Raw genomic sequence first — 13,937 nt, forward strand, 5'->3', positions numbered from 1 at the left:
ACCCCCTGTGCCCGAGGGGCCTGCAGCACAGCAGGGGGAAGGGCAGAGCAATTACGCCCCGCCATCCTATTACGCCAGCCCGAATTATGGGCAATATCCGGCCACATCGTATGAGGAACCACCACCGCAGACGATGCAGGGAAGCGATGGAACCGCGATGTTTAATTGTAAAACAGGCTATTTTTACAATAACCTGACGCAAAACTGCGATAAACGATAACGGACAGGCGCTGGCGACTGATCGTAAAGAGTTGTGTCAGCGCTCCTGTGGCTGTTGTGGGGAAAGCTGCACACCTTCGAGCTCAAGCAGCCATATTTTATCGTCCACGCCGCCATCGCCGGAATAGCCCCCTATGCCGTTGCGGGCGAGCACACGGTGGCAGGGGATAAGAATGGGAATGGGGTTACGCCCCACAGCCTGCCCTACGGACTGGGGGCTCCCGCCCACTTTTTGTGCCAGTTCGCCGTATGTGGTGGTTGTCCCTGTGGGAATGCCTTGTAAAAAGGCCCATATCTTTTTCTGGTAAGCTGTACCATAAGGTTCCAGCGGAAAAGGGAATGCGCCTTGCGCGGTCGGGTCATCAAACCACTGGTCCAGCCAGTCACGCGCCTGCGTGAGCAGGGGTGTTTCGGTCTGGTCCCGCCCCCAGCCCCAATCGAGAGAAATAATTTTTCCATCCTCTTCAGACAGGGTAAGCGGTCCTAGAGGAGAGTGCAGGGAAAGCTGGGGCATGTTGTCCACTTTCAGGAGGTAGGGCAGCCGGTCGGCACGGAACAGGCGGGGGAGCACACGTCAGGGAAGAGCGCGTGACCCATATGTCTGCTTTTATCATCTTTTAAATCTACGTTTGCTGACAAAACTGCATTAAAACACTTTGGTGCATCACGCAAAACAGTAAGGAACAGACCGCAGTGGGGTATCAGGGGGAAGACATTATTTTTGCTCTTTCTACAGGGGTGGAGCGTGCGGCCATTGCTGTGATGCGCGTGAGCGGCAAAGGCAGTGCGGACCTGCTGGCAAAACTCTGTGGCCCGCTGCCTCCCCCGCGCAAGGCCGTTTTGCGGCGTGTGTGGCAACAGGCCGATGTGCAGGATACCTTGCTGGACGAAGCCCTTGTTCTATGGTTCCCCGGGCCCAAAAGCTACACGGGGGAAGACGGGTTTGAACTGCACCTCCACGCTGGGCCTGCCGTTATTCAGGCTGTTGCCCACGCTCTTGTTCTGGGAGGCGCACGCCCAGCAGAACCGGGCGAGTTTACGCGCAGGGCCTTTACCAACAACCGGATGGATCTGGTCGAGGCCGAAGGGGTGGCAGACCTTGTGGCGGCCGAAACCGAAAGCCAGCGTAAGCAGGCTCTGGCGCAGGCAGATGGTGCATTAAGCCGCGTTTATGCGGGGTGGGCCGAGCAGCTTAAAAAACTTCTGGCATTCCAGGAAGCGTTGATCGACTTCCCGGATGAGGATATTCCCCCCGAAGTGGAGGCCGAAATCCGCGCGGGTATTGCCCAGCTTGTGGAGCAGATGCAACGCCATATTCAGGATGGCAAGCGGGGGGAACGTATCCGCCGGGGTGTGGTTTTTGCCATTGCTGGCCCCCCCAATGCGGGCAAATCCAGCCTGTTAAACTGGCTGGCCGAACGTGATGCCGCCATTGTTTCCCCCATTGCGGGGACAACGCGGGATGCGCTGGAGATTGTAGGGAGTCTGGCCGGGATCAAGGTCACATTCGTAGATACGGCCGGCCTGCGTGACACCGAGGATGCGATTGAGGCCGAGGGGGTAAAGCGCGCATTGTTTCACGTGAAACAGGCAGACTGTGTGGTGCAGATGTTTGCCGCAACGCAGGTGCCGCAAAGTGTTTTCCCCGGTGCTCTTCTGGTCGGGAACAAGCTTGACTTGGCCTCTCTTCCAGCCGAGGTAGAGGGGGTGGCGGTTATTCCGGTCAGCCTGAAAAACTCTCAGGGGCTGGATGCACTGCGCCAGATTCTGGAGCACAAGGTGCAGGCACTCACGGCGTCTTCTACCGGCATGCCGTTGCTGACCCGTGCGCGCCATAGTGCCGGCGTGCAGGATGCGTGCAACAGCCTGCAAAGAGCGCTTGAGCAGGACTGGCCGGAAGTGCGGGGTGAGGAGCTGCGGCTGGCCATGCGGGCCTTGGGGCGCTTGACCGGGCACGTCGGGGTGGAAGAACTGCTGGACGCTATTTTCGGGCAGTTCTGTATTGGTAAATAAAGGTGTGATGCAGGGTTTATGGGTATGACGGTGTCTTATAATGTGATTGTCGTTGGCGGTGGCCATGCGGGGTGCGAGGCCGCCGCCGCCGCCGCGCGCTGCGGTGCCAGAACGCTCCTGCTCACACATAATAAAAAGACGGTTGGCGCCATGTCCTGCAACCCGGCCATTGGTGGTATTGGCAAGGGGCATCTGGTGCGTGAGATCGATGCGCTGGATGGGCTTATGGGCCGTGCGGCAGATCAGGCGGGCATTCACTTCAAACTGCTCAACCGCTCCAAGGGGCCAGCGGTGCAGGGGCCACGCGCACAGGCAGACCGCATGTTATACCGGCAGGCCATTCAGGACCTGCTGGCCCAGACGCCGGGGCTGGATATTGTGGAGGGGGCCGTTGCCGACCTGCTGTGCCAGAGCAATGGGCAGGTCAGTGGCGTCGTCTGCGAGGATGGCAGGCAATGGCAGGCCGGGGCTGTTGTGCTGACAACCGGCACATTCCTTGATGGGGTCATCCATATTGGCCACACGTCAAAACCGGCCGGACGTATTGGGGAGCAGCCCGCTATTGCACTGGCGCAACGCCTGCGCAGCATGGCCCTGCGCATGGGGCGGCTCAAAACCGGGACACCGGCCCGGCTTGAGCGCAAGAGCATAAACTGGAGCGCTTTGGCGGAGGACAGGGGGGACGTTGTGCCTGAACCCTTCAGCCGCATGACGCAGGCCATTACCAACCCGCAGATGGTCTGTGGTATCACCGCGACCACACCGGCAACGCACGACATTATCCGCGAGCACCTGCATCTTTCGGCCGTGTATGGGGGAGGTATTTCCGGTCGGGGGCCGCGCTATTGCCCCTCCATCGAAGACAAGGTCGTGCGGTTTGCAGATAAAACCAGCCACCAGATTTTTCTGGAACCCGAGGCGCTACCCGAGCATGAAGGCGGGCATCTGGTGTACCCCAATGGTATTTCCACCAGCCTGCCCGCTCATGTGCAGGACGCCATGATCCGCTCTATCCCCGGTCTCGAACATGCAGTGATCGCGCAGTATGGTTATGCTGTGGAGTACGATTATGTTGACCCGCGGGAGCTGACAACCGGGTTGGAACTGCGCCAGTGCCCCGGCCTGTTCCTTGCCGGGCAGATTAACGGGACAACAGGGTATGAGGAGGCCGGAGCACAGGGCCTGCTGGCCGGGGTCAATGCTGCCCGACGCGCTGGTGGATTACCCTCTGTGAGTCTGGACCGGGGTAAAGCGTATATTGGTGTCATGGTGGATGACCTGACAACGCAGGGCGTGAGCGAGCCGTACCGCATGTTCACATCGCGCGCGGAATACAGGCTGACTCTACGGGCCGATAATGCCGACATGCGCCTGACCCGGCTGGGTGTGGAATGGGGGTGTGTTGGAGCACCTCGTCAGGCCATTTTTGAGCGGGATCTGGCAGAAATTGATGCCGCAACCGAGCGTGCTGGAGCAGAGGGCTGGCAGCCACAGCAGCTTGCCAGTATGGGGATGAAGGTTGCCCAGGATGGCAGGCGGCGGACGTTGCTGGAGGTTCTGGGCTATGGTGCAGATAAGAGCGTTGTAGAGCAGGTGGCGCCATGGTTTCTGGCCGTGCCGGAGCGTGTGCGGCAGTATGTGACCACGCAGGCCCGTTATAGTGGCTACCTGACCCGACAGAACAGGGAAATCAAGCAGCTTGAAGCCGAGACGGAAATCCGCTTCCCCGCAAAAATGGATTTTGCCAGCATAGGTGGGCTCAGCGCGGAAATGAGGGAGAGGCTGGAACAGGCTCAGCCGGAAAGCTTTAGTGCAGCACAGAGAATTCCCGGAATAACGCCTTCTGCTCTCATGACTCTGCTGGCGTATTTGCGCAAAGGTCAGGAGCGTGTCCATGCTGATTGAAAGTGATCATGTTTCACGTGAAACAGAAGAGCGCCTGCAGGCCTATATGGCCCTGCTCCGCAAATGGAACGAGCGGATCAATCTGGTCTCCCCCAAAGATATGGATAACCTGTGGGAGAGGCACATTCTGGATAGTCTACAGCTTGTACCTTTGATAAAAGGGCGCAGGCAATTTGTTGATATGGGGTCGGGTGGTGGTTTTCCCGGTATTGTTGTCGGGATTGCCGCAGATATTCCGGGTGTGCTGATCGAATCTGATCAGCGTAAATCCGCGTTTCTGCGCGAAGCGGCCAGAGTAACCGGGGCGCGTCTGAGTGTTCTGCCCTGCAGGCTGGACCGTGCAGAGGTGGCGCCCGCGCCGGTTGTTACCGCCAGAGCGCTCGCCCCATTGGAGAAGTTGCTGGAATGGGCGCGTCCCTTGCTGGAGCCTGACGGTGTTGGCCTGTTTTTAAAAGGACGGCAGGCCGAGCAGGAAATTGAGGAAGCCGCACGGACATGGCGGTTTGATGTCCGGTCATGGCCAAGCAAAACAAGCCCTGATGGTGTTATTCTGGAAGTGAGTAATTTTAATCGTGCAGAAGGCTAACAAAAACAGCAAAAGCTGCTGCATCCTTGCAGTAGCAAACCAGAAGGGTGGGGTCGGCAAAACAACGACCGCCATTAATCTGGCCGCAGCTCTGGCAGCCGATGGCGCTCGTGTTGTGCTGCTGGACCTGGACCCGCAGGGCAATGCCTCTACCGGGGTGGGTGTCAGCTACGATGCCAGAAAGGGCGGAGCGTATACGCTGCTCATGCACGAAAAATCCGCACAGGACCTGCTGCAACCCACCGAGATCGACAACCTGTCCGTTATTGCAGCCAATACGGAGCTGGTAGGGGCTGAAATTGAACTGGTGGAAACGCAGGGGCGCGAGTACAGGCTGCGCGAGGCGCTGGAGCCACTGGCCGGGCAGACGGACTACATCATCATCGACTGCCCTCCCAGCCTTGGCCTGCTGACCCTGAACGCGCTGGTGGCGGCACATGGTGTTCTGGCCCCATTGCAGTGCGAGTTCTTTGCGCTTGAAGGGCTGGGGCATCTGGTCAAAACAATTGGTCATGTGACCAAGGATATGAACCCCACCCTAAAGGTGGCTGGTATTGTGCTGACCATGTATGACAAGCGCAACAATCTGTCCGAACTGGTTGCGGCAGATGCCCGCAGTTTTTTTGGTGATGATGTGCTTGAAACCATTATTCCCCGTAATATTCGTATTTCCGAGGCACAAAGCCATGGTTTGCCGGTCATGACATATGACCCCCGTGCAACCGGGGCGACTGCCTACCAGGCGCTTGCCGCCGAAATTATGAGGAGAACGGCATGAGCGCGCCACCACGGAGCAAACCCGCAGCCCGCCCCAAACTGGGGCGGGGGCTTGCCGCATTGCTGGGCGAACCCGCAGGGGCATCCCCCAGTGGGCAAAGCGGCAAATCTGAACAAAAAGGGGGTGCCGTGAGCGTTCTTCCAGTTGAAGCGCTGGTCGCCGGGCCATTCCAGCCAAGGCAGGATATGGAACCTGCTGCTCTGGAGGAACTGGCAGCATCCATCCGTGAACGCGGCATATTGCAGCCCATTCTGGTACGCCCGGACCCGGATAAAAAGGGTCAGTACCAGATTGTTGCAGGCGAGCGGCGGTGGCGCGCAGCACAGCTTGCCCAGTGCCACGAAGTGCCCGTGCATGTGCGTGACCTGAGCGAAGCCGATGCCATGGCCGCTGCTCTGGTGGAAAACCTCCAGCGCGCAGACCTTAACCCGGTGGAAGAGGCTGAGGGCTTTAATCGCCTGATGGATGATTACAGCCTGACGCAGGAAGACCTTGCCAAAGCCATTGGCAAATCCCGCCCGCATGTTGCCAACACGCTGCGTCTGCTCAAACTGCCTGCTGGCGTGCTGGGCGCCCTTAAAAAGGGTGCTCTCTCTGCTGGCCATGCCAGAGCCCTGCTCCCGCACCCCGATGCTGTTGCCGCTGCTGCGGAAGTGATTGCTAAAGGTTTGTCCGTGCGGCAGACAGAGGCATTGGTGCAAAAAGCACTGGAGCAGCAGGGTAACGCTCCGGTGGTCAAAGAGAAAAAAGCAAGAAATCCGGAAATCGCGGCTCTTGAGCGGGATTTGGCCAGCAAGCTGGGGCTTAAAGTTGCCGTCAATTTTGATGGGCGCAAAGGCGGCTCGCTGGAAATCCACTATAAAAGCCTTGATCAGTTGGACACGGTTCTGGCTTTGTTAAAATCCTGAATTTTCAGGCTTGTGCTTGTTTAAAAGGGGTGGTAAAAGACCCCCACTTCAGCCAAACAGGCTGTAAGGGTGCATAGCTCAGTTGGTAGAGCAGCTGACTCTTAATCAGCGGGTCCAAGGTTCGAGTCCTTGTGCACCCACCAAGCTTTTCCTTAGCTTTTGGTGGTTTTCAGGCTCCGGTTACATTCTGGCCGGGGTCTATATTTCCTTAAAAAATCTATCTTTCTGTGTTGTTTCCTTGTGGACGCATAATCGTGGCTCTTCTGCTCTATAGGCGCATGGTGGCATGTTGTGCGTTGCCCTTGTTTGTTCATGATCCGGTTATAGGATGGTGCATTATCCGGGGCAGCCGCAGGCTCGGGGCTGTTCTTCTGGCAATCAGAGCCCACGAGGTGTGAGCATGCGTTTTTCCCTCCTTTTGCTGTCCGCTCTTGGTCTGGCAACACCTGCACTGGCAGCAGATTTGCCTGTAACAGCAGAATTTGCAGCCAAACCGGAATATGCTCCGGCCTACCATGCCATGAGCACACTGCCCGCGTGGGTGTCTGAGCTCAAAGCAACCTCGGTTCCGGTGGAAAAAACCAGCATTGGTGGCAAGCCCTATCTGCTGGGGCATCTGTGCAAACCCCATGATTGCGCGGCTTATCAGATGGAAGTGCTGTTTACCCCGGATGGGCATAAGGCGTGGGGGTTGCTGTCCGTTGTGACCAATGGCACCCTGTATCAGATGCCGTTGGGTGAGCCCTCTGCCCCTGTACTGGATGCGCTTCAGTCCGCGTATAATGTCAACAACCCTGATCGTCCTGACCGTCATGCTGCGCAGACTGGTAAAAAAGGTCCAGCCTCCCCATAAAGTAAGGCATGACGGGTTTTCAGGGCGATCTTTTTGCGCGGCAGGTGGCCGCGCCACGGGCTACTGTGCCCGTGGCGTTATGGGACAGGCTGGCCCGCTCTGCATTTAGGCAGCGGTTCCACCTGAACGCGCAGGATATGGCATATCTGCTTGAAAAAGGTCTGCCCCTTGTTCTGGAGCACGGGCAGGATTTTATTGCCCGCCGTCTGGCCCCGGCTTCACCCCTTAAGGATGGACGGCAGACACCCTGGAAGGGCCACCCCATATTTGTGGCGCAACATGCGACGGGTACATGCTGCCGCTCCTGTCTGGCCAAATGGCACGCGCTCCCTTCTGGCCGCCGCCTGAGCGCGGATGAACAGACTTATATCCTTAGCGTGCTGGCACAGTGGCTGGAAAAAGAGATGGCGCGCGCAGCCCGTTAAGGTTCAGGAGGCTGAGGGCTGGCGGTCCATCAGCAGGGATGTGACAGCTTTTTTGAACGGGGAGAACCTGTCGGCCATGCGCAGGCATCCTTCGCGGATCTGGCGGAATGGTGGACCGTCATGCGTGTAAAGCGAGGCAATACCATTGGTGCCCGCAAACAGGAGTGCCGTTGCCTTGCGGTGCTGGCGCTCAAAGGCGCGTAGGGCAGCTGGGGCGCCTGCATCAGCCCCATTGGCTACAGCGGCCAGAACGTGCTGGACCAGTGTTTCCTGCCCTTTAAGGCCGAGGTTGAAGCCGTGGGCCGTAATCGGGTGCATGCCGACCGCTGCATCGCCTACAAGGGCAAGCCGGCGCGCGGTAAACCTGTGTGCGTAAACGCCCTTGAGCGGGTACACATGCCGGGTGCTGACAAGCCGCATGGCACCCAGCCGGTTGCCAACGCGGCGCATGACTTCGGCATTAAAAGCCTCTCGCGGCATATGGGCCAGTGTGGCGATGTTCTCCGGCGGTAGGGTCAGCACAAGGGAGGACGCCATCCCGTTTACGGGCAGCAGGGCAATTGTCTGCCCCTCATCAAACCATTGCAGGGCGACGTTATGGTGGGGGGATTCATGCGCCATGCGGCAGACCATCATGGACCTGCCAAAGTCATGGACAATGGCGCCAATGCCTGCGCGCTGGCGGGTGGGGGAAAAACGCCCATCCGCCCCGACAACCAGTCTGGCATTCACCTGTCCGCCATTATGGTGGACGGCGGCGTAGTCCTGCCCCTGCCGGATGGTCTGCACAACCGTATCGGACTGCAAGGTAATGTTGGGCATGTGCTGCGCGGCAGCAAACAGCGCGCGGCGAATCTGGTTGTTGGAGACCAGCCAGCCCAGCGCATCCACCCCTTCACCACGCGTATCAAACGTGAGCGGGTGGCGGAAACTGCCAGTTTCAATCCGCGCTTCCTTGAGCGGGCAGATAACGGCCTGCGGAATGTGGGACCATGCGCCAGCCTGCTCCAGCAGACGGACGGAGTGGTGGGTCAGGGCAATTTCCCGCCCGTCAAAACCGGGCTCGGACCAGGTGTTGAGCGGCGCGCGCTCCATAACCGTGACCGAAAGACCGCCCTGCGCCATAAGCAGGGCCGTGGCCAGCCCGACCGGGCCACCACCGATAATGGCAACATCTGTCTGCGCAGGATCGGGCATGGCGGTTAGTCCTTGTCAGCGCCAAAGGTTACGGGCTGGCCGTGCCAGTGTGCGGTAAACAGGGCGGGGTCCGCCCGTTTTGGGGTGTGCTGCGCCCCATCGGGCGTCCCCACGAATAAAAAGCCTGCCAGCCGGGACAGGCCCAGATCGGCCGCCAGAATGGGGTCATCAACCAGTGCGCCAGATACCCACACACCGCCAAAACCCGTTGCGTGGAGGGCGTTGAGAATATTCATGGCACCTGCCGCCACACACATTTCCTGCTCCCAGAGCGGGATTTTGTGCTCAGGGCGCAGGTGCATGCCCAGAGCAATAATCATGGGCATGGTGGAGAACCGGCTGCGCCGTTTTTCAATTTTGGCAGCGGGGGCTTCTGGCTCCACACGCGCCATGCTGGCCACAATACGCTCGGCCAGTGCTGGGCGGTCCTCCCCTGTAATCACAACATAACGCCATGGCTGGAGCCTGCCATGGTCGGGGGCACGCATGGCTGTGGCCAGTATATCCATGAGCTGAGCGGGCGCAGGTGCAGGGTCTTGCAACCGGTCGGTGGAGGCACGGGTAAGCAGCATGTCCATAGGCGTCATGGTCAGGGCCTTTGTTGCGGCAAGGAGTGTTGCGGGCGTTACTGGGGGAACGCGGGCAGAGGCCCACCACCCATGAGATGCAGGTGAAAATGCGGCACTTCCTGCCCCGAGTTTGTGCCCGCATTGGTGATCAGCCGGTATCCGTCTTCTTCCAGCCCCAGTGTGTGGGCGATCTGGCCTGCGGAGCGCATGACCTCGGCAATTTCCTCCGCAGGAGCATTTTTGCTGAAGTCCATGAAGGAGACATAGGGCTTTTTCGGGATAATCAGCACATGCACGGGGGCTTTGGGTGCGATGTCCTTGAACGCCAGAACCCATTCGTTTTCAAAAACGGGTTTGCACGGGATTTCTCCACGCAGAATTTTTGCAAAAATATTCTGCGGATCATAAGGGCCTTTGCCGGTCACAGCCATGGTGGTTCAGTCCTGTGTTGTGGTGTCTGGCGTGGTTGTATCTGCCGTGTGCAGTGCGGGTTTGGGGCGGGAGGCTTTTTCGGCAATGCCGCTGGTGCCTTCGCGCCGCGCCAGTTCGGCCCAGACCTCTTCTGGTGTAATGCCTGCGTTCACCCACATGACAATCAGGTGGTAGAGCACATCCGCACTTTCACCCACCAGCAGGTTGGTGCGGCCTGCTACGGCCTCGATCAGGCATTCTACGGCTTCTTCGCCAAATTTCTGGGCGATTTTGTATGTCCCGCGTGAGAGCAGGCGGGCCGAATGGCTGACCGAGGGGTCGGCGTTCTTGCGGCTCTGCACCACATCGTACAGGCGGTTCAGAACCGAGCTGTCGGCTTCGGTGGATAAAGGAGGGTGTTGCGTGGTTTCCGCCGCCTTGGTTTTTTTGGTCTTGGTGGTTTTGGTCTCGGCCTTGATGGTGGCTTTTGACGGAGCTTTTTTAATCATGCGTCTGACTGACCTGAAAAGGGGCGGGGGAAGGGCGAACTGGCAGTCCTGCGTTGCTCAGGGCCTGTTTGACCTGAGCAACGGTAAACTGCCCAAAATGGAAAACACTGGCGGCCAGCAACCCGGTAGCCCCGGCTTTGGCGCCTTCTACAAAATGCTCCAGCGTGCCAACACCGCCGGAAGCCACAATTGGCAGGCGCACGGCCTGCGTTGCGGCCCGGAGCAGGTCCAGATCAAAGCCGCTGCCTGTGCCGTCACGGTCCATGGAGGTCAGCAGGATTTCTCCCGCCCCCCGTTCTGCGGCCTGCCTGCACCAGTCTATGGCATCCATGCCTGTGGGGGTACGCCCGCCGTGAGTAAAGACTTCCCATTTGCCCGGAGCCGTCTGGCGGGCATCCACCGCGACCACAACGCACTGGCTGCCAAACTTGCGTGCGGCCTCGTTAATCAGCTCAGGGCGGGTGACTGCGGCCGAGTTCATGGCGCATTTGTCTGCCCCTGCCAGCAGCAGGCGGCGCATGTCGTCTGTTGTGCGCACGCCCCCGCCCACGGTCAGGGGCAGAAAGATTTTTTCTGCTGTCTTGCCAACCACGTCTAAAATGGTGTCCCGGTTTTCGTGGCTGGCGGTAATGTCGAGGAAGGTCAGCTCATCCGCCCCGGCTGCGTCGTATACTGCGGCCTGTTCCACCGGGTCGCCCGCATCACGCAGGGAGACAAAGTTGACCCCCTTGACCACCCGGCCATTCTTGACGTCCAGACAGGGAATAACGCGTAGCTTCAGCATCCGCTCAGTACTCGCAGGGCTTCGGTCGGGGACACGCGCCCATCATACAGCGCGCGGCCAACAATAACACCTTCTATGCCCGGCGTGGTGTTGGCCGCCTGACGCAGGGCGGCAAGGTGGTCAATGCCGCCAACGCCCCCGCTGGCAATAACGGGAATGGATACGGTGTTGGCCAATGCCACGGTCTGCTCAATATCCAGCCCTTCCAGCATGCCGTCACGGCTGATCTCGGTAAAGATGATGGCACTTACCCCTGCGTCCTGCATGCGCAGGGCAAGGTCGGTTGCCTGCATATCGGAGACTTCGGCCCAGCCCTCCGTGGCGACATGGCCCGAGCGTGCATCAATCCCCGCAACAACACGACCGGGGAAGGTGCGGCATGCCTCGCGCACCAGTGCGGGGTTTTTGACCGCGACCGAGCCCAGAATAACGCGGGTAATGCCCGCATCCAGCCATGCTGCAATGGCCTTCATGTCACGCAGGCCGCCACCAAGCTGTACGGGCACGCGGGCTGCGGCCAGAATGGCACGGACTGCGTCCGTATTGGCTGAAGCACCGGCAAAGGCACCGTTCAGGTCCACCACATGCAGCCACTCAAAGCCCGCATCCTGCCATGCCGCTGCCTGTGTGCCGGGGTTGTCGGAATAGACGGTTGCATCGTCCATTTCTCCACGGCGCAGGCGTACGCAGGCCCCGTCCTTCAGGTCGATGGCGGGGTAGAGGGTCAGGGGGCGGGGGGATGCGGGTGTGTTCATGACGTGTGCGTGGCTTCTTGTTCGTTGCAGGTTCTGGCGGGCTGGTGGGGCAGGGTATCATCCAGACATTTGGTAAGGAACAGCCCGCAGACCAGTTCGTCCCCCACCCGCGCATAAAACGGATGTTCGCCCCAGATGTGGAACCCGGTTTTTTTAAACAGGGCAATGGCGGCAGTCTGTGTTTGCAGCACGTCAACGTTCAGCACCCTGAAGCCCATGTTGCGTGCGGCATTTTCCACCTCCTGCAACAAGGCGGCTCCCAGTCCGCGCTCGCGCGCATAGGGGGCGACAAACAGATGGGCAAGAGTGACGCACATGGCTTGCAGTTCGTTATTACGCGGGGCGCGGATAAGCTGGGCCCCGCCCACAATAACCCCGTCAAGCCTGACGGCGAACAGCATGCGCTCGGGCACCAGCAGCAGCCCCCTAAAATAGCGCTCCAGAACCTGCCGCCCCTGTGGCTGCAACCAGCCAAAACCGCCACCATCCAGAATGGCGGCATCCACGGCTTCGCACAGTGCCTGAAGGTCATCTTCTTCTAAGGCAAGAATGCGCTGGACGCGGGCAGTGCGCGACATCAGAGTGTCTCTTCCGGCTGCCATGCAAGGAAGTTTGCAAGGATTTTCAGCCCCACGGTCTGGCTTTTTTCCACGTGGAACTGTGTCCCGGCCACATTGCCGCGCCCCACTATGGCAGGCACGCTGCCGCCGTAGTCCGCACTGGCAAGTAGTACGTCATCCGTTGTGTTGCGCAGGGCGTAGGAATGGACAAAATAGCCGTGCGGGGCGGGGCCCAAGCCCTGCGTAAGCGGGTGGGGTTTGTGGAGCTCCAGTTCGTTCCAGCCCATCTGGGGCAGGCGCAGGCCGGGGGCGTCCATGGGGGCAATTTCGCCCTCAATCCAGCCGAAGCCCTCCGTTACGCCATGCTCAAGCCCGCGCTGGGCCATAAGCTGCATGCCCACACAGATACCCAGAAAAGGCGTGCCTTTTGCCACGGCCTGCAAAATGGCGTCCTTGAGCCCGGCAATAGCCTCAAGCCCCTGTGCGCAGTCGGCAAATGCACCCTGACCGGGCAGGATAATGCGGTCCGCACGCCGGACTTCTGCGGGTTCGTTGGTAATGATTGCTGTAGCGGCAATGCCGGCAAGCTCGGCCGCGCGCATGGCCGCGCGGGCGGCGGAGGCCAGATTGCCCCCTTCATAGTCAACAACGGCAATGGAGAGAGGCTGGGCCATAAAACCCTCCTGATTCTGATCCTGCGGAAAACCCTGCCATTGACCCGCATCGGGGCAAAAAAGCAGGGCTGGTTGTCTGTCTGGTCTGCCGCCATGCCCGTGGTGGGCATGGCTGGATCATCTGCGCGGCCAGCGGGTTTATAGCACACCTTTGGTCGAAGGAATGGCCCCCAGCGCGCGCGGGTCTGGCTCTACCGCCATGCGCAGGGCGCGGGCAAGGGCCTTGAACGCGGCTTCGGCAATATGGTGGCAGTTTTTGCCTGCTCTTTGGTTCAGGTGCAAGGTGAGCATGGCCGACATGGCAAACGCCCGAAAAAATTCTTCCACCAGTTCCGTGTCCAGCGTGCCAAGGCGGTCGCGGTCAAACGTGGCGTCAAAGGTCAGGAACGGTCGGCCAGACAGGTCCACCACGGCCTCGCACAGGGCTTCGTCCAGCGGGACAAGGGCCGAGCCAAAGCGGCGCACGCCGCGCTTGTCACCCAGTGCGGTGCGCATGGCCTGCCCCAGCGCAATGCCGGTATCCTCTACCGTATGGTGCCCATCAATATGCAGGTCACCCTTGACCGTTATGTCCAGATCAAACAGGCCATGCTTGGCCAGAGCGGTCAGCATGTGGTCAAAAAAGCCGATACCGGTCTCAATCCGAGATTTGCCAGTCCCGTCCAGTGTCAGGGCAATGGCAATATCGGTTTCGCTGGTAACGCGGTGAACTGTGGCGTGGCGCGGTGTTGTCATGGTCAGAGCTTATAGCTCAAGAACGGGCACAATGCCATTCCGCCAGCACTGGTCTG

15 protein-coding genes, 1 tRNA gene and 1 pseudogene are annotated in these 13,937 nt (G+C 59.6%); 8 read left to right on the plus strand and 9 right to left on the minus strand.

The window, feature by feature from the left end; all coding sequences use genetic code 11:
• Positions 1-256: 256 nt before the first annotated feature.
• Complete coding sequence (locus tag HK26_RS12295; protein WP_086640073.1) at positions 257-733, minus strand: methylated-DNA--[protein]-cysteine S-methyltransferase; 477 nt, start codon at positions 731-733, stop codon at positions 257-259.
• 179 nt (positions 734-912) lie between these two features.
• Here HK26_RS12295 and mnmE point away from each other — a divergent pair, with 179 nt between their 5' ends.
• The 8 genes from mnmE (at position 913) to HK26_RS12335 (ending at position 7,687) form a co-directional block, all read left to right on the plus strand.
• A complete protein-coding gene (gene mnmE, locus HK26_RS12300) occupies positions 913-2,232 on the plus strand; it encodes a tRNA uridine-5-carboxymethylaminomethyl(34) synthesis GTPase MnmE (RefSeq protein WP_086640034.1) in 1,320 nt (439 codons plus the stop codon).
• A 24-nt stretch (positions 2,233-2,256) separates the two neighbouring features.
• A complete protein-coding gene (gene mnmG / locus HK26_RS12305; protein ID WP_086640035.1) occupies positions 2,257-4,137 on the plus strand; it encodes a tRNA uridine-5-carboxymethylaminomethyl(34) synthesis enzyme MnmG in 1,881 nt (626 codons plus the stop codon).
• Entirely contained in the window at positions 4,127-4,723 is a 597-nt protein-coding gene (rsmG, locus tag HK26_RS12310) for a 16S rRNA (guanine(527)-N(7))-methyltransferase RsmG (RefSeq protein WP_086640036.1), read from the plus strand. The genes mnmG and rsmG overlap by 11 nt, the downstream gene beginning before the upstream one ends.
• The gene (locus HK26_RS12315) at positions 4,710-5,501 is read left to right on the plus strand and encodes a ParA family protein (RefSeq protein WP_086640037.1); all 792 of its coding nucleotides are present in this window, start codon (positions 4,710-4,712) and stop codon (positions 5,499-5,501) included. The genes rsmG and HK26_RS12315 overlap by 14 nt, the downstream gene beginning before the upstream one ends.
• Positions 5,498-6,409 carry a ParB/RepB/Spo0J family partition protein gene (locus tag HK26_RS12320; protein WP_086640038.1) on the plus strand — a complete coding sequence of 304 codons (912 nt, stop codon included), beginning with the start codon at positions 5,498-5,500 and terminating at the stop codon, positions 6,407-6,409. The genes HK26_RS12315 and HK26_RS12320 overlap by 4 nt, the downstream gene beginning before the upstream one ends.
• 67 nt (positions 6,410-6,476) lie before the next feature.
• Positions 6,477-6,552: transfer RNA gene (locus HK26_RS12325), tRNA-Lys, on the plus strand.
• Positions 6,553-6,809: 257 nt separating this feature from the next.
• Positions 6,810-7,262 (plus strand): Ivy family c-type lysozyme inhibitor, encoded by a 453-nt coding sequence (locus HK26_RS12330; protein WP_180539566.1) that lies wholly within the window; start codon positions 6,810-6,812, stop codon positions 7,260-7,262.
• Positions 7,263-7,270: 8 nt separating this feature from the next.
• Entirely contained in the window at positions 7,271-7,687 is a 417-nt protein-coding gene (locus tag HK26_RS12335; RefSeq protein ID WP_086640040.1) for a DUF4186 domain-containing protein, read from the plus strand.
• A gap of 3 nt (positions 7,688-7,690) precedes the next feature.
• On the opposite strand, the gene ubiM is transcribed toward HK26_RS12335, so the two are convergent.
• The 8 genes and pseudogenes from ubiM to hisB all read right to left on the minus strand — a co-directional run bounded on the left by ubiM (position 7,691) and on the right by hisB (position 13,881).
• Positions 7,691-8,884, minus strand: a complete 1,194-nt coding sequence (gene ubiM / locus HK26_RS12340) for a 5-demethoxyubiquinol-8 5-hydroxylase UbiM (protein ID WP_086640041.1) — start codon at positions 8,882-8,884, stop codon at positions 7,691-7,693.
• Positions 8,885-8,889: 5 nt separating this feature from the next.
• A complete protein-coding gene (locus HK26_RS12345; protein ID WP_086640042.1) occupies positions 8,890-9,471 on the minus strand; it encodes a nitroreductase family protein in 582 nt (193 codons plus the stop codon).
• Between the two features lie 38 nt (positions 9,472-9,509).
• Entirely contained in the window at positions 9,510-9,884 is a 375-nt protein-coding gene (locus HK26_RS12350) for a histidine triad nucleotide-binding protein (protein WP_086640043.1), read from the minus strand.
• 6 nt (positions 9,885-9,890) lie between these two features.
• Positions 9,891-10,373 carry a phosphoribosyl-ATP diphosphatase gene (locus tag HK26_RS12355; protein WP_086640044.1) on the minus strand — a complete coding sequence of 161 codons (483 nt, stop codon included), beginning with the start codon at positions 10,371-10,373 and terminating at the stop codon, positions 9,891-9,893.
• Complete coding sequence (gene hisF, locus HK26_RS12360; RefSeq protein ID WP_086640045.1) at positions 10,366-11,157, minus strand: imidazole glycerol phosphate synthase subunit HisF; 792 nt, start codon at positions 11,155-11,157, stop codon at positions 10,366-10,368. Before hisF ends, HK26_RS12355 begins: the two co-directional genes overlap by 8 nt.
• A pseudogene (gene hisA / locus HK26_RS14025) lies at positions 11,151-12,490 on the minus strand (1-(5-phosphoribosyl)-5-[(5-phosphoribosylamino)methylideneamino]imidazole-4-carboxamide isomerase). Before hisA ends, hisF begins: the two are co-directional and overlap by 7 nt.
• Positions 12,490-13,146: an imidazole glycerol phosphate synthase subunit HisH gene (gene hisH / locus HK26_RS12370; RefSeq protein WP_086640046.1), complete on the minus strand. Its 657-nt coding sequence runs from the start codon at positions 13,144-13,146 to the stop codon at positions 12,490-12,492. The pseudogene hisA and the gene hisH overlap by 1 nt, the downstream one beginning before the upstream one ends.
• 138 nt (positions 13,147-13,284) lie before the next feature.
• Positions 13,285-13,881: an imidazoleglycerol-phosphate dehydratase HisB gene (hisB, locus tag HK26_RS12375; protein ID WP_025826860.1), complete on the minus strand. Its 597-nt coding sequence runs from the start codon at positions 13,879-13,881 to the stop codon at positions 13,285-13,287.
• Positions 13,882-13,937: the final 56 nt, after the last annotated feature.

It is taken from the genome of Acetobacter okinawensis, assembly GCF_002153655.1.
GTDB classification, from domain to species: domain Bacteria; phylum Pseudomonadota; class Alphaproteobacteria; order Acetobacterales; family Acetobacteraceae; genus Acetobacter; species Acetobacter okinawensis_A.